This is a genomic window from Nostoc sp., assembly GCF_036916985.1.
GTDB lineage: Bacteria > Cyanobacteriota > Cyanobacteriia > Cyanobacteriales > Nostocaceae > Nostoc.
The window spans coordinates 94,225-115,469 of record NZ_JBALFD010000054.1; the positions used below are offsets into that span (position 1 = coordinate 94,225).

The 21,245-nt window shown below is 41.6% G+C and carries 13 protein-coding genes; 5 read left to right on the forward strand and 8 right to left on the reverse strand.

The genetic code is table 11. From position 1 onward, the window contains the following. The first annotated feature begins 420 nt into the window (after window positions 1-420). The gene (locus V7L07_RS18725; protein ID WP_335060386.1) at window positions 421-1,707 is read left to right on the forward strand and encodes a homoserine dehydrogenase; all 1,287 of its coding nucleotides are present in this window, start codon (window positions 421-423) and stop codon (window positions 1,705-1,707) included. A 44-nt stretch (window positions 1,708-1,751) separates the two neighbouring features. On the opposite strand, the gene rsmH is transcribed toward V7L07_RS18725, so the two are convergent. Together rsmH and V7L07_RS18735 are read right to left on the reverse strand one after the other, a co-directional pair. After that, complete coding sequence (gene rsmH, locus V7L07_RS18730; protein ID WP_335060319.1) at window positions 1,752-2,651, reverse strand: 16S rRNA (cytosine(1402)-N(4))-methyltransferase RsmH; 900 nt, start codon at window positions 2,649-2,651, stop codon at window positions 1,752-1,754. Window positions 2,652-2,910: 259 nt separating this feature from the next. Then, a complete protein-coding gene (locus V7L07_RS18735; protein ID WP_335060321.1) occupies window positions 2,911-6,495 on the reverse strand; it encodes an NB-ARC domain-containing protein in 3,585 nt (1,194 codons plus the stop codon). A 633-nt stretch (window positions 6,496-7,128) separates the two neighbouring features. Here V7L07_RS18735 and V7L07_RS18740 point away from each other — a divergent pair. The 3 genes from V7L07_RS18740 to V7L07_RS18750 all read left to right on the forward strand — a co-directional run bounded on the left by V7L07_RS18740 (window position 7,129) and on the right by V7L07_RS18750 (window position 12,530). Beyond that, on the forward strand, window positions 7,129-7,944 hold the full coding sequence (locus tag V7L07_RS18740) for an ester cyclase (protein ID WP_335060323.1): 816 nt from the start codon (window positions 7,129-7,131) through the stop codon (window positions 7,942-7,944). 540 nt (window positions 7,945-8,484) lie between these two features. Then, on the forward strand, window positions 8,485-9,669 hold the full coding sequence (locus V7L07_RS18745; RefSeq protein WP_335060325.1) for an NAD(P)H-quinone oxidoreductase subunit H: 1,185 nt from the start codon (window positions 8,485-8,487) through the stop codon (window positions 9,667-9,669). Between the two features lie 815 nt (window positions 9,670-10,484). Continuing rightward, window positions 10,485-12,530: a bifunctional metallophosphatase/5'-nucleotidase gene (locus V7L07_RS18750; protein WP_335060327.1), complete on the forward strand. Its 2,046-nt coding sequence runs from the start codon at window positions 10,485-10,487 to the stop codon at window positions 12,528-12,530. Window positions 12,531-12,756: 226 nt separating this feature from the next. Here V7L07_RS18750 and V7L07_RS18755 read toward each other — a convergent pair whose 3' ends face one another. Beyond that, entirely contained in the window at window positions 12,757-14,082 is a 1,326-nt protein-coding gene (locus tag V7L07_RS18755) for a DUF58 domain-containing protein (protein ID WP_335060329.1), read from the reverse strand. 48 nt (window positions 14,083-14,130) lie between these two features. On the opposite strand from V7L07_RS18755, the gene V7L07_RS18760 reads away from it, so the two are divergent. Next, entirely contained in the window at window positions 14,131-15,141 is a 1,011-nt protein-coding gene (locus V7L07_RS18760; protein WP_335060331.1) for a zinc-dependent alcohol dehydrogenase family protein, read from the forward strand. A 243-nt stretch (window positions 15,142-15,384) separates the two neighbouring features. Here V7L07_RS18760 and V7L07_RS18765 read toward each other — a convergent pair whose 3' ends face one another. The 5 genes from V7L07_RS18765 to V7L07_RS18785 form a co-directional block, all read right to left on the reverse strand. Further along, window positions 15,385-16,056 (reverse strand): glutathione S-transferase family protein, encoded by a 672-nt coding sequence (locus V7L07_RS18765; RefSeq protein WP_334979763.1) that lies wholly within the window; start codon window positions 16,054-16,056, stop codon window positions 15,385-15,387. Between the two features lie 267 nt (window positions 16,057-16,323). After that, entirely contained in the window at window positions 16,324-17,451 is a 1,128-nt protein-coding gene (locus V7L07_RS18770; RefSeq protein ID WP_335060333.1) for an aryl-sulfate sulfotransferase, read from the reverse strand. Between the two features lie 26 nt (window positions 17,452-17,477). Beyond that, window positions 17,478-18,572 (reverse strand): aliphatic sulfonate ABC transporter substrate-binding protein, encoded by a 1,095-nt coding sequence (locus tag V7L07_RS18775; RefSeq protein ID WP_335060335.1) that lies wholly within the window; start codon window positions 18,570-18,572, stop codon window positions 17,478-17,480. A gap of 215 nt (window positions 18,573-18,787) precedes the next feature. Then, window positions 18,788-19,825 carry an NADP(H)-dependent aldo-keto reductase gene (locus V7L07_RS18780; RefSeq protein WP_179066179.1) on the reverse strand — a complete coding sequence of 346 codons (1,038 nt, stop codon included), beginning with the start codon at window positions 19,823-19,825 and terminating at the stop codon, window positions 18,788-18,790. Between the two features lie 58 nt (window positions 19,826-19,883). Beyond that, window positions 19,884-21,143 (reverse strand): MFS transporter, encoded by a 1,260-nt coding sequence (locus V7L07_RS18785; protein WP_335060337.1) that lies wholly within the window; start codon window positions 21,141-21,143, stop codon window positions 19,884-19,886. Between the last annotated feature and the right edge of the window lie 102 nt (window positions 21,144-21,245).

Sequence of the window (21,245 nt, forward strand, 5' to 3'; positions counted from 1 at the left end):
ATGAATATTACGCAATGTGCAACTTATCCTTAGAACCCCACTTTCATTCGTCTCCCCCACTCCTGAGAGGCTTTGATTTTTGCTCCCCAACGCTAGTAGGGAAGAGGTTGGGGGTTAGGTCTGAGAGAAAGTTGCACACGGCGTAATATTGTAAATAGCTGAGGTCAGAGTTCTCAGTTCTGAAGAGTAGAGTACTAAATAAACGTGAGTTCGACAAGTCTTATTTGACCTCTCCCCTAGCCCCTCTCCGACACGGAGAGGGTAGCAAAAAGCTGAATTTTTCGTTCCTCCTCCCTTTCCGAAACGGAAAGGGAGGTTGGGAGGGAGAGGTTCATCGAACTCACGTTAAGTAATACTTGTTACTACTCAGCACTCAGCACTCAGCACTCAGCACTAAAAAATAGATTGGGTGCAAAATTTGTGGGTGTGAAACTAGGAATACTGGGATTAGGCACCGTGGGAACGGGAACAGTGCAGTTGTTGCAAGATAGCGCTGGGCGTCACCCATTGTTGCAAGAGATAGAAATTTATCGGGTGGGAGTGCGATCGCTAGATAAACCCCGTGCAGTAGAATTGTCTACGGAAGTATTAACTACAGATTTAGATTCTATTGTCAACGATCCGGCGGTAGATATAGTTGTCGAGGTGATGGGCGGACTAGAGCCGGCGCGATCGCTAATTCTCAAAGCCTTAAGTAATGGTAAGCATGTAGTTACAGCTAATAAAGCAGCGATCGCCCGCTTTGGGGCGGAAATTTTCACAACTGCCAATCAAGCCGGCGTATACGTCATGCTAGAAGCGGCTGTGGGTGGTGGAATTCCGGTGATTCAACCCTTAAAGCAGTCTTTAAGCGTTAACCGCATTCACACAATAACCGGTATCGTTAACGGTACAACGAACTACATCCTGACACGGATGCAAACAGAAGGCAGCAACTTCAATGATGTCTTAGCTGATGCCCAGCGATTGGGTTACGCTGAGGCTGACCCCACAGCTGATGTCGATGGTTTAGACGCAGGCGATAAAATTGCGATTCTGGCATCATTAGGCTTTGGTGGACGCATCAACTTACAAGATGTTTATACTGAAGGGATTCGGCAAGTCAGCAAGACAGATATTGCCTACGCCGAGAAATTGGGATTTGTGATTAAATTGTTAGCGATCGCTAAACGTGATACTCCCTCATCTCCCCTCTCCATCAGAGTTCATCCTACCTTAGTGCCCAAAGCCCACCCTTTGGCTAGCATCAACGGTGTTTACAATGCCATTCTTGTGGAAGGAGAACCCATCGGACAGGTAATGTTTTTTGGCCCTGGTGCTGGTGCTGGTGCAACCGCTAGTGCCGTCACATCAGATATTTTGAATTTAGTTGCTGTCCTCAAAACTAATACAGCAGTTGCAAATCCCCTATTAGCTTGTGGACATCAAGAATACTGCCAAATTGCGCCAATGGCAGAATTGAGAACTCGGTTTTATGCCCGTTTTCTTACCAACGATCAACCCGGAGTTATCGGGAAATTAGGGACTTGCTTTGGTAACTATGGCGTTAGCTTAGAGTCAATTGTCCAAACTGGCTTTCAAGGAGAACTTGCAGAGATTGTGGTTGTTACCCATGATGTGCGGGAAGGCAATTTTAGGCAAGCTTTAGCAGAAATCCGGGATTTGTCAGCGATTGAAAGCATTCCTAGCTTGCTACGTGTACTTTGAGATTAGTAGGGAGTGAAGCTCGTCAACTTGCTTTGCTCCAATTTTTAATTACGTGACATTGAAAGCAGTTTTTCCGCTATCCTCAGCTTGGCCGATCGCGATCGCGGATTTTTCCCAATTTCCTCTTCTGTAGCAATAATCGGCTTTTTTGTCAAGACTTTTAATAAAGGTGAATTTCTTAAACCATGCTTCACCGGGCGGTCTTCTAAACTGTGAAAACTGATAATCACAATTCGTCCACCAGGGACAAGGGCATTTGGGGCTTTATCTAAAAAGGTTTCTAGGGATTTTAACTCATCGTTGACGACAATTCGCAGAGCTTGAAAAACACGGGTAGCGGGGTGAATTCTCCCATAACGGTATTTGGGAGGAACAGAAGAAGCGATCGCATCAGCTAATTCTGTAGTTGTGTACAACGGTCGCCGTTCGACAATGCGTCTAGCAATACGCCGTGATAATCTCTCTTCACCATACTTAAAGAAAATATCAGCTAATTCGGCTTCATCCCAATTATTAATCACATCAGCAGCAGTTAGCGATCGCCCCCGATCCATTCGCATATCTAAATTTGCAGCTTGGCGAAAGCTGAAACCCCTTTCTGCTTGGTCTAAATGGTAAGAACTCACTCCCAAATCGGCTAAGATCCCATCGAAAGTGTTGGGTGGAAATTCGTAGTCAGCAAAATTGCTATGAATAAATTTTACGCGATCGCCAAACTCTGCTAATTCTTTCCTCGCTGCTGCTAAAGCATCTTCATCTTGGTCAATTGCCGTTAATTTTACATCTGGTGCAGCAGCTAAAATCAAACGGCTGTGACCTCCACCGCCTACCGTCGTATCAAGATAATGACCTCCGGGAGATACCGCTAGACCTGCAATTACTTCTTGCGGTAACACTGGTAGATGGGAAAATATCGGTTCTTCAATAGCTAGCTGACGATTCATGAGACTTAGAGGTTGTTTGAAAAGTGTTTCGCTGTGACTTTAGGCACTTTTAGATCCCCCCTAACCCCCCTTTTTAAGGGGGGAACCGGAATCAAAGTCCCCCTTTTTAAGGGGGATTTAGGGGGATCTAAAATTTTTGATACCGACAAAAGGATTTTTCAAACATCCTCTTAGGGCACAAAATCACAGATGAACTTTAATTATGTATTCTTTTGTTTGTGTCTTTGTGTGTTCCTAATTAAAAATAGTTTGAACGGCTTCACAGGCTTATTGCCCCCAGCGCTTTGAGATTGGCAATCATCGCAGTTGTTAAACCTGTAACCCCTTTAATATTTATGCCTTCGTAGGGGCGATCGCTTTTTAATGTTTTCAGGCAATTATCTGTATTAGGATCATAAAGCTTGATCGTTTCAGCATTGCCACCACAAGCTAGCAAACCATTGGGACTAAAAGCCAATGACCATACTGAACCGATATCAGCCAAAAATGTTTTGATGCACTCACCATTTTTCATATTCCAGAGCCTCACAGTACCATCTTTACTACCGCTAGCTAAGGTTTCGCCATCGGCACTAAAGGCAATTGAAATTACAGCTTGCCCATGTCTGCCAAAAGTAGTACAACATTCACCAGTTTTGATGTCCCACAGCTTGACGATGCCCATAGTATTCGCGCTAGCCAAAAGATGACCATTGGGACTAAAAGCAATAATATAACCTGCGGGTTCCTTTATATTTTGGTAACATTCTTTACTTTCAATATCCCAAAGTTTGATTGTGGAGTGACCGCTACAACTGGCAATAGTCCGTTCATTGGGGCTAAAGGCAACCGAAAGAACTGCACCAGTATGCCCTACAAAAGTAAAGAGACATTGACCAGTTTGACAATCCCAAAGTTTAACGGTGCGATCGCTACTACCACTCGCTAAGATTTTGCTATCTGGACTAAAGTCAATTGACCAAATACTATCTGTATGACCTTGTAATATTTTATCTGGAACTTGGCTAAAATTACTCAGTTGGTTAACTTGCCAAAGTCTAATAATGCTATTGACATTACCTATATTACCACAAGCTAGTATTTGTCCATTAGGGCTTAAAGCCGCACAATTCAGCCAATCTTGATAATCATAAAAGGCTTGGATACACTCACCTGTAGTCACATCCCAAAGAGCAATAGTATGTTGACTACCACTAGCAATAATTTCACCATTACTACTAAATCCCACTGAATTTACAAAGTCAGTCCGTCCCCGCCAAGTTTTCAAACATTTGCCATTTACAACATCCCAAAGCTTTACTGTCCGGTCTACACTACCAGTTACTAAATTCCCAAAACTGCTAAAAGTAAGACTGTTAATTGCTGAGATATGTCCTGCTAAAGTTTGCAGATATCTTCCAGTTTTAATATCCCAAATATTTACGGTTCTATTGCCACTGCCGCTACTTGCTAAAGTCTGACCATCACGGCTAAAGGCAACCAATGAAATATAGTTACTATGTTCTTGTAATGTTTGAATATGCTTGCTAGTATTTACATCCCAAATGCTGATAATTTTAGCTTTTACACTACTAGCCAAAAGCTTACTATCACTAGTAAAGGCTATTGACAAAACTGCTCCACTTTCTCCCTGAACAGTTTTTAGACATTTACCAGTATTTACATCCCAGATATTTACAGTACCATCTAAACAACCAGAAGCGATAATATGACGTTGAGGTTCGTAAGCAATTGAAGTAATTCGGTTGCTGTGTTCGATAGCTAAGACACAATTACCTATTTCAATATCCCAGAATAATATCTGCTTTTCTGTACAAGTAAACAGGTTTTTTCCGTCTCGACTAAAGATAATATTTCCAACTATTACCCCATAATTTGAGGGTAAGGTCAATAGACATTCACCCGTAGCAACATCCCACAATTTAACAGTTCTGTCTACACTAGTACTAGCAATTTTTTGACCATCTGGACTAAAAGCAAGAGACATTACTATATTGCTATGCCCTGGGAAATTCAAAAGTTGCTGATTCTCTCGCCATCGCCACAAGCAAATTTCACCATCAATACTTCCCGTTGCTAAAAGTGCATCGTCGGGACTAAAAGCTAGACCAAAAATTATACCAAAGGTTTCAGTAAAAACTGATTTAGCAAAATTACTATTTTCAAAATTGACATGATTTAATATATAATTCTGGAGGTCAGCTTGCCAAATCGTTAGATGAGAAAAATCTTGATTACTGATTTTTGCTGACAACTGACCAAGTAGATTAATCGTATTACCTGCCATGTAGCCAGTTATGTAAGGAGACTGTCCGCGAAATTGGTTGATAATATTAGTAAGTTGTGCTGTAATTTGGCTAGAGTTTCCTAGCAGCAAGCATAAATTATTGATAATAGGTTTGAGAATCAGCCGAATTTGACTATCTTTGACATAATCAGGTGATGTGGCTTTGATTAAAGCAAAACTTTTGAATAATGAAACTTCTCCTTTGATAAGCTCTTGACAAACTTCATCAATGAATTTCATAGTTATATACTCCATAACTACTGGTTGTAGCGTGAAGCAATTGCCATGTTTGGTAATCAGTGAAGGTGTAGCTTTTTCAATAAGAGAGCGTCTTAAAAGAGATTCTATTGTTTCTAATAGCTTTGATGTGGTGCTTGAATCTAAAATATCGTCTTTTAATTCTGTTATGCCAACTGGCTCTCGATTGATAGCTAGCCAATATATTAATGATTGTTCTAATGCAGTTAAACGCTGAAAATGCTGTTCCATTAACAGGCGAATATTTCCAAATACTCCTGGATCTTGAGAGATAAACTCAGAAATATTTCCATTAAATAAATCTAAAACTGTTGTAGCAATAATTTTAAAATAAAGCGGATTCCCTGCATAGTTAATAATTAGTTTTTTCCAGTCGGCATCTGTACCGCCTGTAACTCCTTTCCCTCTAAAAATTTCTTGGATTTCTGAGATTGTCAAACCCGTAATTTGTAAAGAACGAACCAGTCCTTGGCTACTTTCAATCGCTGCAAGTTCTTGAGGCTTTTCTCGTGAAGTGAGTAATAAGCAACTTTGATGATTAACTTCTCCTATCTGGCGAAACAGTTCGCCGTAGCCTTCATAATCTTCCCGATATAAACCTGCATAATTACCACCTTGGAAAAGCGATTCGGCGTTATCTATAATTACAAGACAACGTGATGAACGCAGATATTCAAGTAGGCGATTGATTCTGTAGGGAATGTTTTTTGGTAAATCTGTTTCTTCGCCATTGGACAAAAATTGTACTAGAGTTGCTAGCATCTCTAAAAGTGGCGGAGCATTGAGAAGACTTTGCCATATTACATAATCAAACTGTTTTCGCAGTTTTTGAGCTAATTTGACTGACAGAGTAGTTTTACCAATACCACCAAGGCCAATGAGTGTAATTAAACGACAGCGATCGCTAATTATCCATTTTTCTAGTTTCCCTAATTCTTGCGTGCGCCCATAGAAGACTGACACATCAGGGGCTTCACCCCAATTTTGATTTGAGTAAGTGATGATTTCTTGCTGCTTAACCGATAAAACTTCTGGCTTGGCATAATCGCTTTTGTGCAATTCCAAATCAAAAGCCCTGAAAAAGCGTTCTAAAGTCCGCCTATCCACCCCTGCTTCCCGATCCGTCACCTTAGAAACTGTGGATGGATCTAACCCTGTGCGATCGCTTAAGGCTTCAATAGTACAAGCGACACCAAAATTTTTCTCATTCTCCCAGTTTCGTTGCGCCTCTTGGAGTCGCTGCCATCCTAATGTTGTTAGTATGACTCCACGTTTACTTCTTGACTGCTGCTGATTCATTAGGGTGTAATTACTCGCAAGAAACACATAATACAGAATCGGCTATGAAGTAACGAGATGTCTGTTTCATTCGTTGCCTATTTCTCAAAGCACTAGCACAAGAAGCATATAAAAATCCTGAACTTCAGGATCTTTTGTGATTTTAATTAACCTTGCCAATTACAATACTCTTGTTTATTGAGAACGCTGAAAGTATTACTAATAAAAGCTTTCACTATATTGTTTTGTCAAAATTTACTTGAAATTCATTAACTTCCAGAACTTCCCTGGTGTTGACTGGCTTTATAGTGCAATTATTGTCGTAGATGCAATGGCAAGCAGTTCTAAGAGGATGTTTTAAAAGTTATTAGTGATGTATCAAATCCTTTTAGATCCCCCTAAATCCCCCTTAAAAAGGGGGACTTTGATCCGGTTCCCCCCTTTTTAAGGGGGGCAAGGGGGGATCTAAAAGTGCCTAAAATCACAGCCAAATACTTTTCAAGCAACCTCTAATACCACAGTTGATTATTTCTTAAACTTGTACTCAAAACTGTATAGGTTACTACTGCCAAATTAGAGGGGTTATCACTGCGAAATCTGAGTGTGTATCGGTATTGACAGTTGTTTCACAGTCACATTTGGGCAGAGGTATTTATGAGTTCAATTGACAACAATAATCTTCCCCTTTGGGTACAGAACAGAGACACAGTTCTGCAATATAGTCAGAATGTTCAATGGCGCTATGGTAAAAAGCCAGACTATACTCGTTCTAATGAAAAGCTAGCCAGTGAAAGTAAATACAATCACCCTCAAGGTTCACTAGCAGCACTTGTACAAAATTTGGTGCGAAGTTTTGATGTTGAAGCAAATTTCAAAACCAATCCTGCTGAATGGTTGACTATTGTCCAAGACAAGTTTCGCATGAGTACCAATGGTGGCACTGAATACACAGTTGCAGATTTAGTCCAATCAGGTACTTATAAACTGTTGATTGGCAATACACAACATTATCGAGCTTCTGAGGAAAATTTTGAAACCTCAACCAATTTATTTCATACAGCATTCCCTGATGGTTTCTTGTGGGAAGTAGTAGAAATTTATTCAGCACCACCAACCATTACTTTTAAATGGCGACACTGGGGATATTTTCAAGGTGCATATAAAGATTATGCACCTACTGGCCAGATGATTGAGGTTATTGGCATAAGTGTCGTTAATATCACAGATGATCTCAAAATTTTGTCTTTAGAACACTATTACGACAATAATAACTTTCTAGACAAATTGACATCTGGTGGTAAATTAGCAAATTTGTCTCAGTCAAGACAAGCAGAAGGTGGAATACAACCTCCTGGTTCTCTATATCAAAAGTTCTGGGCTTTCATCAAGCAAGTTTTTACAAAAAGAAAAGAACTCGCAACTGAAAATTTTCCAGCCAGTTCTTGTCCTTTTGCTGCTTTGTTGAGGTAATGTGAACCACCCAGCCTTGGCTTCGCTGTTCCCATTCCCGTAAAGAATAGTAGGCTGGGTTCCTAGTTTTACCACCTCCCCCATTCTCCGCATCTTGCTTATAGCATTTCTCGTTCGGATGCAACACACTCTGACCTCTCTCCTAAAAGGAGAGAGGCTTTGAATTTTACTCCCCAACGCCAGAAGGGAAAGGGCTGGGGGTTAGGTCTGTATTCTATGCAACTAAGAACCGCTATATAAAAAAATCCGATGCCTTAATTAAGTGCAGATCAAGCTTCCATATAATAGTTGAAGAAGTGCAACAAAATTAAACATCAAGTAAAGTCCCTCCTCTGTCACCCCCTCTCCAACATATCCCTGTATGGGCAATACACTATAAACGCCTTAAAGGAAGGCAGTTTTCTTAAAAGTATTGCTCCTGCAAGCTTAACTTTGGCTTGGCAGACTAGATAAATCGGGTCTGGTTGGCATCTACGCGGTTCAATTCAAAATTTTGCCTTTAGCACGCTACACGAATACAAACAGGAGAACACGAAATCTATGACCAGACTAGAAACCCGCACTGAACCAATGGTGCTAAACATGGGACCACACCACCCCTCGATGCACGGGGTTCTGCGGCTAATCATGACTCTGGATGGCGAGGATGTCGTTGACTGTGAACCGGTCATCGGCTATTTGCACCGGGGAATGGAAAAAATTGCTGAGAACCGCACTAATGTTATGTACGTCCCTTACGTTAGTCGCTGGGACTACGCTGCGGGAATGTTCAACGAAGCCGTAACTGTCAACGCCCCAGAAAAGCTTGCAGGTGTCGCTGTTCCCAAACGCGCTAGCTACATTCGCGTCATCATGCTGGAGTTGAACCGCATCGCTAACCACTTGCTGTGGTTTGGTCCCTTCCTCGCTGACGTAGGCGCTCAAACTCCCTTCTTCTACCAGTTCCGGGAACGGGAGATGATTTATGATTTGTGGGAAGCTGCCACAGGTTATCGGATGGTGAATAACAACTACTTCCGTGTTGGTGGAGTAGCAGCCGATTTACCTTATGGTTGGGTAGATAAGTGTCTGGAATTCTGCGAATACCTATTGCCCAAAATTGATGAGTATGAACGCTTAGTAACCGATAACCCCATCTTCCGGCGACGTGTTGAGGGTATTGGGACTATCACTCGTGAAGAAGCAATTAACTGGGGACTTTCTGGCCCAATGTTACGCGCATCTGGTGTGCAATGGGATTTGCGGAAAGTTGACCATTACGAATCCTACGACGATTTTGACTGGGATGTACAGTGGGAAACCGCCGGTGATTGCTTTGCCCGTTATGTAGTGCGAATGCGGGAAATGCGCGAATCTGTGAAGATTATTCGCCAAGCAGTTAAAGGACTTCCTGGCGGCCCTTACGAAAATCTGGAAGCCAAGCGTTTAGCCGCAGGTAAAAAATCCGAGTGGGACGCGTTTGATTACCAATTCATCGGTAAAAAAGTTTCCCCCACCTTTAAAATTCCCAAAGGTGAAATCTATGCCCGTGTAGAAAGTGGTAAAGGTGAATTGGGAATTTACTTGGTTGGCGATGATAACGTCTTTCCTGCACGTTGGAAGATTCGCGCAGCGGACTTCAACAATCTCCAGATTGTCCCACATTTACTGCGCGGCATGAAGGTTGCAGATATTGTGGTCATTCTCGGTAGTGTTGACGTAATTATGGGATCTGTGGATAGATAGAAAATATCTATCTAAGTACTTTTTAGAGCAGTTGTATTACAGTGCAACTGCTCTATTTTTTTAGCTTTTGATAAAACTGGCGATTATTGGGATTATTTTGTAATTCGTAATTCGTAATTTGTAATTAAGGCAAAAGACGCGATTTATCGCGTCTTTGTTATGTTGCGGAAAACACCAAAATAAGAAAGCAAACTGGGGTTTGAGAAAGTAAAAGCTTATTTTACTTGCGGAAAACACCAAAATGAGAAAGCAAACTGAGGTTTTAGAAAGTAAAAGCTTATTTTGCTTGCGGAAAACACCAAAATGAGAAAGCAAAAGCTGCTTTTGAATAAGTAAAAGCTTATTTTGAGAACGCATTTCAGTATTTTGATAAAGTAATCGGCAAATATACTTGATAATTAAAAATAATGGCTCTTCCGTACCTGTTATGCTAAAAATGCCTGTAAATAAGTTTCAAATCCTTATTGGTCAATAATAACAGGCATTATGATTACCATTTGAGCCTTCGTGCTGAAATTGAGTTTATAATCGCCTGCAAGCCTTGATTTTAAAGGAAAACTTTGGGGTTTAATTAAAATTTCAGCATAACACCTACTGAAGAACCATATTCTTTAGATCCATATCCAACTATTCGTAAAATTCACCAATCGTGTATTTGTCATCCAGCCTTTATTGCTGCACAACCACATTTGCAACCAGACGCTTCTGAATACAGCCCTGAAGATGAATATTAAAATTAACTTATGAAATACTTGCTATGGAATATTGATAATACACTAAAGATTATTCACCGCTGATGAACTCTAAAATTTATTATGCCTTTGTTAGGTCAGAAAAATCGATTTATCAGTAAGCTTAATCGCCGAGATTTAAATGCTAGCCAGTTAAGTTTGCTAATTATATCTAGCATCTTTTTATTTCTAGGAACTACTGGTGGTGTGGCGCAAGTCAGAACAGCACATAAGTCAGGGTTCACACTGCAACTTTTACATACTTCCGACCAAGAAGCGGGTGTCCCAGCGCTGAAGGATGCACCGAACTTTTCGGCGGTGTTGAATGCACTCAAAAATCAAGATGCTAATGGTGACGGGAAACCTGATTATCCGAATACCTTAATTCTTTCATCTGGAGATGCCTATATTCCTAGTCCCTTCTTATTTGCCAGTGACACAGTTTTTGGTGGTCAGGGACGAGGAGATATTTTAATTCTAAATGCTCTTGGTTTTGGTGCGATCGCCTTTGGCAATCACGAATTTGACTTGGGTACGGGTGTTGTTGCTGACTTAATCCGCGCTAAAGAAGATTACCCAGGTACGAAATTTCCCTATCTCAGCACGAATCTCGATTTCAGCACTGATAAAGACCTGGCAAAATTAGTTACTGCTGATGGACAAGAAGCAAGTAAAATTCCGAATAAAATTGCCCATAACACCATCATTACCGTCAATGGTGAAAAAATTGCTGTAGTTGGGGCGACAACTCCCACGCTGCGAACTATTTCTTCTCCCGGCGGTGTGACGGTGTTACCCAAAGAATTTAATGACCGTAATACCGCAGACATCGCCGCCTTAGCTGCTGAAATTCAAACTTCTGTTGATACACTGCTGACAAAAAACCCAGAAATTAATAAAGTCATTTTATTGGCACACATGCAGCAAATTGCCATTGAGCAAAAGCTAGCAGAATTACTCAAGGGAGTAGATATCATTGTTGCTGGTGGTTCCAATACCTTACTAGCCGACAAAACAGACCGTCTTCGAGTCGGTGATAAATCTGCTGGAACTTATCCAATCATCAAAAAAGCAGCAGATGGAAATCCGATAGCGATAGTTAATACCGATGGAAACTATCGCTATGTTGGTCGTTTAGTAGTTAACTTTGATGCTAATGGAGTAATTATTCCTCAGAGTATTGACCCCAAAATCAGCGGTGCTTATGCGACTGATTCCCCAGGAGTCGCGGCTGTAGGCGGGAAACCTAACCCCAAAATTGTCGCCATTACAGAAGCACTCAAAAAAGTGATTATTGCCCAAGATGGTCAGATTTTTGGGAAAACCAACGTTTTTCTCAATGGCTGGCGTGGTGATGTCCGCACCCAAGAAACGAATTTAGGAAATTTGACAGCCGAAGCTAATTTAGCGATCGCTAAACGATACGATCCGAAAACTGTCATTTCCATCAAAAACGGCGGTAGTATCCGTGACAATATCGGTATATATACTTTTCCCTCAGGTTCGACTCGCTCACAGGATGTTATCAAACTACCACCCCAAGCAAATCCTGTGGCAGGTAAGAAAGAAAAAGAAATTTCCCAACTTGATATCACCAATGCTTTACGATTTAACAATGGCTTGACTTTAGTTACTCTAAATGCAGTTGAATTGCTGGCGGTAATTGAACACAGCGTCGCAGCCATAGCACCAGGTTCTACCCCTGGCAGTTTTCCCCAAGTAGCGGGATTAGCCTTTAGCTTTGACCCAGACTTGCCAGCAGGTAAGCGTGTGAAATCCCTTGCTATCAAAGATGGGAAAGGCAAAATTATTGATGCAGTAGTTAAAAATGCAGAGTTAGTGGGCGATCCTAATCGGGTTTTCCGCACTGTCACCCTCAACTTTCTAGCAAGTGGTGGTGATGGCTATCCTTTTCCTAAAAGAGAACGAGTTGATTTGATATCAAAGGATGCTGATAAGAGTAAACGCACAGGTTTAGCCACCTTTGCTGCTGATGGTTCTGAGCAAGATGCATTAGCGGAATATCTAGCTGCTAACTTTAAGCAGATTCCCTTTGCTCAAGAGGATGTACCACCGGCTGAAGATACTCGCATTCAAAATCTCAAATTCCGTAAAGATGGGGTGTTTTAGGGATTGGGGACTGGGGACTGGGGACTGGGGACTGGGGATTGGGGATTATGAAATTTCTTGCCCAGTCCCTAATACAGTTCAGAATGAGCAATAAAACACTTGTAGAGACGGCGATTTATCGCGTCTCGAAAACCCAAAATTGTTGCCAGTCGCCCTTAACCCAAGCGTATTGCCCCAGTCCCTAGTAAAGAGTCTTGAAGCACTCATTACTTAGCCTCAAGTTTGGTCAAAGTTGATTTCGGGCTTTGAGTTGCAGATATCGCTCAACTAACTGATCGGCAATTTGATTTGCTGGTGCATCTAGTACCAATACACCTTTTTGTTTTAATTGGGCATAAGCCACTTGTCGTTGTATTAATAAATCTAGTGATACTGCACGGGCATAAGCACCTGTAACATCATCGGTGAATGTGTTTGCTAGCCGATCAACTTGAGGATCTCGCAGAGTAACGCAAAAGGGGAGATAGCGGGGCGCTAGTTTGGAGAGGGCGGCTAGGAGTTCTGTAGAGGCGGTGACATCAACTAAATCGGTAATCACTACTACCAGCGCCCTCCGAGTTTGTCGCTGCAAAACATTTGTCACCGCCCCCAAATAATCAGATTCCAATAACACTGGTTGAATGGGAGTCAGGCGATCAATTAGCTGATTCAGATGATGTTGACCGCGTTCTGGGGGAATCCACGTATGCATCTGGCGGTCAAATACACCAACACCCACGCGATCGCCTCGATGTAAACCTGCCAAAGCTAAGGATAAAGTTGCATTTAAACCCCAGTCAAATCGCTGCAAACTCTGCACTTTTGCTGTCATCAACCGTCCGCGATCGAGTAATATCAGTAATGTTTGTTCCTGTTCTGGTTCTAGCACTCTCACCAGTGGCATAGCATTACCATAAGCACCAACCCGACGGGCAGTAGCTTTCCAATCAATAAACCGTAAATCGTCACCAGTGCGATAGTTTCGTAGTTCAGCAAACTCTGTACCAATACCAGTTTTGCGAGATTGGCGCATTGATCCTGATGATTGCAGTGTCAGACGAATTGTGAGCGATCGCAATCCGACTAAATCAGGATAAACTTTCACTGGCAGACTTTGAGGAATTTGCCAATCATCCCAAGCTAATCCCCAAATCCCCAACTGTCGAACTTGGATATTCCCCCAAGGAAACTCTCCGCGCTGTGTTGGGTGGACAGTATACGTCAATTCCTCCGTGCTGTTACTGGGAATAATCGCGTTCAGTGTAGGTGCAGAAACGCCAAATCCTATTGGGTAATAGTCGCGGATTTCAATTTGGGCGTTGGTATTTGGCGATGTCACTTTCAGCACCACGGGATTATCCCGCCCAATGGATAATCGTGATGGCAACTCGCGGGTAATTTGCACACGAGAACGCCGCACCTGTAAACCATCTACAACCATCAGTCCGAGAACGATGGCATCAAATAGCACAGTGATGGCGATGGCTGCTTTAACGATCAGAAATAAGGATAGGATCGGAGCGATCACTATACCCAAAACCAATAATAAATAAACTCGTTTGGAAGGAACCATTTTTTAAAGCGAGAAGATAAGTTAAAGCGGGAATAGGACAGAAATTATATGAAAGTTTACGAAATTCAAAGCAACGCCGGGATTGATGCCCTAGCGTTAGGCGATCGCCCCCAACCAAAACCCGCAGCTGGACAAGTTCTCATTCAAATCAAAGCAATATCCTTAAATTACCGCGATTTGCTTGTTATTGAAGGATCTTACGGTACTCGACAGAAATATCCGTTAATTCCGGTATCTGACGGTGCAGGGGAAGTGGTGGCGGTGGGGGAAGGTGTGACACGGGTAAAAATAGGCGATCGCGTGGCTGGTATTTTCTTCCAAGACTGGATTTATGGCTCTTTAACTAAAGAGAAAATGAAATCCGATCTCGGAGGCGGTATCGATGGAATGCTGGCTGAGTATGTTGTATTACACCAAGATGGTTTAGTGATATTACCTGAATACTTATCCTATATTGAAGGTGCAACTTTACCTTGTGCAGCAGTTACAGCTTGGCACGCACTAGTGACAAAAGGCAATATTGGCGCAGGTGATAGTATTTTATTACTCGGTACTGGAGGAGTTTCAATTTTTGCTCTCCAGTTTGCTAAGATACATGGTGCGAGAGCAATTATTACTTCCAGCAGTGATGAAAAGTTGGTACGAGCGAAACAACTTGGTGCTGATGAGACAATCAACTATAAAACAACACCAGATTGGGAAAAGCAAGTTTATCAATTAACCAATCGTACAGGTGTAGATCATGTAGTTGAGGTAGGCGGCGCAGGTACTCTGCCAAAATCGCTACAAGCAGTCCGCATTGGGGGAAGTATTAGTTTGATTGGCGTATTGTCAGGCAGAGGAAATGAGATTGACCCCATGCCAATACTTTTTAAGAGTTTAACAGTTCAGGGAATTTATGTTGGCAGTCGCGAAATGTTTGAGGCGATGAATCAGGCGATGCAACAACATCAAATTAAACCGATTATTGATCGAGTTTTCCCTTTCACTGAGGCACGAGAGGCTTATCATTACCTCAAAAGCGCGGCTCACTTTGGAAAAGTCGTAATTCGTAATTAACTCCTTCCCATGCTCCGCGTGGGAATGCATTTATTGAGGCTCTGCCTCAAGTCTAAAGAGGCAGAGCCTCCAGAAACCCATTCCTTGGCAGAGCCAAGGAACGAGAGGATAAATTTATTTAAGGGAACTCCAAGAAATAAATTATCCAATATTGTGGGGTGGGCAACATGAGCGCCCAGTCCATAAGGCGGGCGAGACGCCCACCCCACAATAAGTAATTGGATATTTTTTATTTGGAAGTCCCTAAACAGCAGCGAGAGTAGGCGCAGCGAATTTAGCATACCGCTCGATGTAGAATTCCTTAGAGTGAGCGATCGCTTTCACTGATTCACGCTCTTTCAAAGCCCGTTTCCACTGACGTACACGGGTAAATTGCTCTGGTATTCCAAAGCCGCGATACTGCTTGAGTGCAGCCCAGCGCTCAAACCAGGGGAAATATGTGAAATCGACCAAACTGATGGATTCACCAAACCAGTAGGGGCCTTCTCCAGATAGCTTTGCTAAACCTTCGTTTTCAATGAATTCCAGATGTTTGTATAGTTCCTGTTTAGCTTCTTCTTGTTTTTGGGGATCTGAACTCCGCAACAGGGTAGAAAAAGCGGGAACGAACCTAGTGTTGGCAAAATCGATCCAGATACGAGCCTGTGCCTTAGCAATGGGGCTGTTGGGTAACAGCGGTGGATTGGGAAATACCTCATCAAGATATTCGTTAATTACCGCAGACTCCCAAACTCGGTTATCGCCATGAGCGATCGCAGGAACTTTACCATAGGGGGAAACTTTGGTAAACCCTTCCGGCTTATTCTGCAAATCAATCTCAATCAAATCGAAGTCGATGCCTTTCTCTTGGAGTACCAAGCGGGTACGGTGAGCATAAGGACAAACAACTGCACTGTATACTTTAATTTCAGCCATGTTTAAGTACCTTGGTAAATAGAACTTGTTAATCGCCATTGGGAATTGAATTTTCATCCAAAATCCCAAATTTTAAATTGTTAGTGTCACAAAATCCTTTTTGAGGCGGGTGTAGCGTGAAAAATTCTTAACACTAACCAAATTTTGAAATTTGATTACTAGTGGTCTGTCCATTAAATTTGAGGGTTAAGAGAACGAACCGCATTCGCGCAGCGTCTCGTTAGAGAAGGACGCAAAGAGCGCAAAGGTTGTCTCCCCTGCCTTCCCCTAAAGCCAGGGAATTTCTTCAGGTGCATACCGAAAGGCGCGAAAGACTGTATTTTGTTCTCCACTAGTTACGGGCGACTTCTCACCAGGAATATTTCTAACTGCAAAGTGGGGATTGATGTATTCCCAAACAATTTCACCTGTAACTGTCACCTCGAATATTCGACCATAAGCACCTTCTGTAATCAAGGTATTGCCATTGGCTAAACGTTGCGCTCCTGATATGTAAGAACTAAAGAAATTTTGGGGCGGGTTGTCCTTGTATTCCCAAACTATCTCTTTGGTTTGGCGGTTCACTTCAATTACACGGGAGAAATTGAGAGCGATGTTACGGCGATGTGCGCCATTGTCGAAAATCAAGATGTTACCGTTAGCGAGTTCGTTCGGGAAGTGCTGCTGTGCTAGCACGTCATCGCCCAACGTCCAGATGATTTCTCCGGTTTTGCGATCGATAATGACAACTGTGGAGATATTGCGAAAGCTGACTATAATGTTGCCATCAGCGAGTTCACCCACAGTATTGCCATGAGTCCATTCATGTCGATGATCCTGGGGTGTAATTGTAAATATATCTGGATCGAGGTGTTCGTGGGCGTGCCAAGTCCAAACAATTTCGCCTCCTGGAGTCACCTCATAAAGCACATCAGCATATATCTCACCATTTGGTTCTGTACCTGCTACACCGCCTTTGATGCGGGGAACTAACGACTGAGGTATCTTTTCAATGGCGAGTAGAATTGTGTTGCCATTGGCTAGTCTGCGTCCATCATGATGATGATCTGGATGCTTATATTCCCAGATAATATTTCCTTTGGGATCTGCTTCTAAAACAACGCCACTTTTGAATGCAGCCCACAATGCAAAACGTAGTGGTTCTTCTGGTGGAGTCTTACCGTTATAAAAAAGGTTGCCATTGGGTAAAAGATAACCGTATAACCCTGGTGGATAAGGCAGATTCCACTGGTGTACTACTTCTCCTTCTAGATTTAGGAGGTAGACTTCACCTTGGCCTGTTAGAGGTGTGAAAAGTGTGTATCCTTTGAATACTTTTTCGGGATTGTAAGCTCTTAAACCAGTACCCCGACGGCGAATAGTATTTTGATCAACTGATGTTGCTGTAAAAGTCATATTTTACCTAATATCTAGTTTTGAATCTAAGAACTCGGACAGAGTGCATCACGCACTTCTACTCGTTTCTGAACAATTCCCTGTTTGTATATCCAATCAGCAGCACTCTGTAAATCAGCAATTACTTTTGGTTCTAAGGGAAGCACTCCATCAACAGGTCGGCGTTCAAATGTACGCTTTACAACTTCAGGCTGTAATCCTGATACTTTTTGGTATACTTTTTGATTCTCCTGGGGATTTTTATTTAGCCATTCAGCTTCTTTAGCAAGAATTGCAATCACTTCCCTAATCGCCTCAGATTTTTGTTTTAATGCATCTCTATCCACCATATAAAGTGAGTAATGGGGAACTTGTGCAGGTAAAGGAATTTGACGGGCATTGTATTTGAGTTCAGCAGTAGCAACCCAAGGGTCCCAAACTGCCCAAGCATCGACGTGATGCGATGCCCAAGCGGGTAGGGCTTCATCGGGTTTCATGTAAACGCGACTTACTTTCTCTTTGGGAATATTTTCTTTTTCTAATAGTTTCAATAGCAAATGTTCGCTGATTCCACCTCGATTTACAATGACTTTTTTACCAATCAAATCATCGAATTTCCGAATGGGGGAATCGGCATGAACTACAATCCCTTCTGAGTTACGATTAGCCGGTCGGTAGGCAATGATGCAAGCATTAATCCCACCAGATAAAGCAGATAAACCAGCAATATCGCCACCTGCTCCTAAATCAGAACTTTTAGCATTGATTGTTTCTAATACAGGTGCAAATGATGGAAATGTACCAACCCATTCAATCTTTATATTCTTGGGAGTTAGTTCACGCTCTAAAGTGCCACGTTCTTTTGCGATCGCAGACAAACTTCCCTTAATATAACCAATGCGAACTACTGTCTGTTTGTCAGGTGCAGAATTTTGTGCTGTTGAGGAACCTTGACTCTGGTCACTCACAGGTTTTACTGTGGAATTGGCAGAGTTCGTCGGGCTACATCCAGAAACCATCAAACTCAAGCCAGATTGCGCTACCAATAGCCAGATGAGTGCTTTGGTTGAACCCTGTTGACCAACTCGAAGCAAACTTTTTAAGTTACACAGCAAATAAGAATTTTTAAATTTACTCGTCAATTATTTATTTCTCCATAAAACTAAGATAATTCCAGACAAACTGGAAATTGATTAATGAGAGCCAGAGGCTCTAGGAAGGCGTTACCAGGCTCTAGCCTGGTAACGAGGCAAACTCACAGGCTTGCGCCGTTTATAAGTTAGTTCGGTGACTCAACACTTATCCCTCATCACTCACTACTCATTACTCATTACTCATCACTCAGCACTCAGCACTCCTATGGTGCTGGATTTGGCGACTGAGCGTGAACTATATCCAACTCTTCCAAAATGTCTTTGTTGAGAACTACATCCACACTTTCCAGATTCTCTTTGAGTTGTTCAAGTGTGGTAGCACCAATAATTGTGCTAGGCACAAACCAACGACTCCGCACGAATGCCAAAGCTAGATGTGCTGGACTAAGTTGATAGCGCTTGGCAATTTCCACATAAGCTTCTACTGCTTGACTTACTTTTGGTTTCAAATAGCGCTGACCAAAATTTTCAAACAACGTGACTCTTGCTTTCTCTGGTTTGCCATTTAGGTATTTGCCAGTCAAGTAGCCAAATGCTAAAGGACTATAAGCTAGTAAGCCAATTTCTTCGTGATAAACTGCTTCTGCTAAGGCTCCATCAAATACTCGATTTAGCAAGTTGTAAGCATTTTGAATCGAAACAACTTTGGGCAATCCTAATTGTTTAGCGGCGTTACTAAATTGGGCGACTCCCCAAGGCGTTTCATTACTCAAACCAAGATAGCGAATTTTCCCTGCTTTAATTACATCGGCAAAAACTGCTAGCTGTTCAGGGATGGGAACTGTTGTTTCCACCTGAGTCGGATCGAATACCGTTTGCCCAAATCTTGGCACATAGCGATCGGGCCAATGAATTTGGTACAGATCGATATAGTCGGTCTGTAATCTTTTTAGACTATCATCTACAGCTTGTTTGATATTATCACGATCAATTGCTTTGGCTCCACCACGTACCCATTTAAAGCCTCGTCCAGGACCAGCAATTTTAGTAGCTATAATAAGTTGCTCTCTTTGTTGACGTTTTAACCATTCCCCGATGTAAGTTTCAGTTAAGCCATAAGTTTCAGCACTTGTTGGCACAGGGTACATCTCTGCCGCATCAATAAAATTGACTCCTTGGGCAATAGAATAATCTAGCTGCTCGTGGGCTTCTTCGATAGTATTTTGCTGTCCATAAGTCATTGTGCCCAGACAAATTTCGGAAACCTTTAAGTCACTCTTGCCAAGTTGGTTATACTTCATATTCTTGTATTAGTCGTAGGTCAAAAACGCGGTTTTTAGATAATCTACCACAAAAGCTTTATTCTAAAATAATTTCCTGTTTAATATAAATTTGACGTAGTAAGCTTTCTATTTTTGGCAATTGTTTGTAAAACATAATTGAGCCAGTAACACAACACAATGCACCAAAGATGAAAGCAGTTTTTGCATCTGTTATACTTGCTAATCCACCTATAAATAAATTGCCGAAAGGTATGATTCCCATTACAGACATATTATAGAGACTCATAATTCGACCTCTTTTTTCATCGTCTGATATTGTCTGTAGAACAGCATTACTTGATGAGTATTCTAAGATATAGCTACAGCCAATTACTGGGATGGTAATTAAAGAAAACCAAAAACTATTTGAGAGTGAAAAAGTAATTAGTGCTATGCCAAAGATAGCTGGTGCAATCGCAATAATTTTTTCAAGCCCTCTTGCAGTTCTTCGGTAACTCAAATAAATACCACCACATAATGCTCCAAGTCCTGATGCTCCCGTCAAATAACCGAGAGTGCTAGAATCTCCATGCAGAATTTCGACAGCAAAAACAGGCATAATTCTGAGATAAGGCATTCCCATAAAACTGAATAATGCTATCAATAGCAAAATTGAGCGAATGGGCAAAAGTTCGTATGCATAAGTAAAGCCTTCTTTGAAATCTTTTAAGATATTATTCTGATGTTTTATTCGTTTGATTACGGGCTTTTCAAGCTGAATTGCTAATAAAGCTAAAATTACAGCAATATAACTAATACCATCAATTAAAAAACAGTGCCCAGGAGAAAGATTAGCAATTATAATACCTGCGATCGCTGGAGCTATTATCCGCGAACCACTAAGTAAAGAAGAATAGAGAGCGGTTGCATTAGTAATATCATTTTTGTTTTCAATTATGTCCATAATGAAAGCATAGCGAGTAGGTGTCTCAACACTACTAAGAAAACCTTGCAATATACTTGAAACAATAATATGCCAGATACTAATTCCCCCTGTTAAGGCAAAAGTTGCTAAAATTAGCGAAACAATCATCATCGTAATTTGCACAGCAATTAAAATATTACGTCGATTAGACTGCTCTATCCAAACACCCGCTAAAGGACTAATTATCAGATGAGGAAATTGGCTGATAAAGCCAAGTAATCCTAGCAAAACTACTGAATGTGTTAAATAATAAGCTAGCCATGCAATGGTAGTTTCCGTCATAAAACTACCAATCATCGATAACATTTGTCCGCTAAAAAATAGACGATAATTTCTGGAATTGAAAGACTGTAAAGTTTGCATTACACTCATTTTGAGTCGATGTTCATCATAGAGCTTTTGTCATAAAACTTTTTTGTCTCAAAACTAAAATAGTCTGGCAATAAAGCAATACAAAACTATTAGCAAATAAAG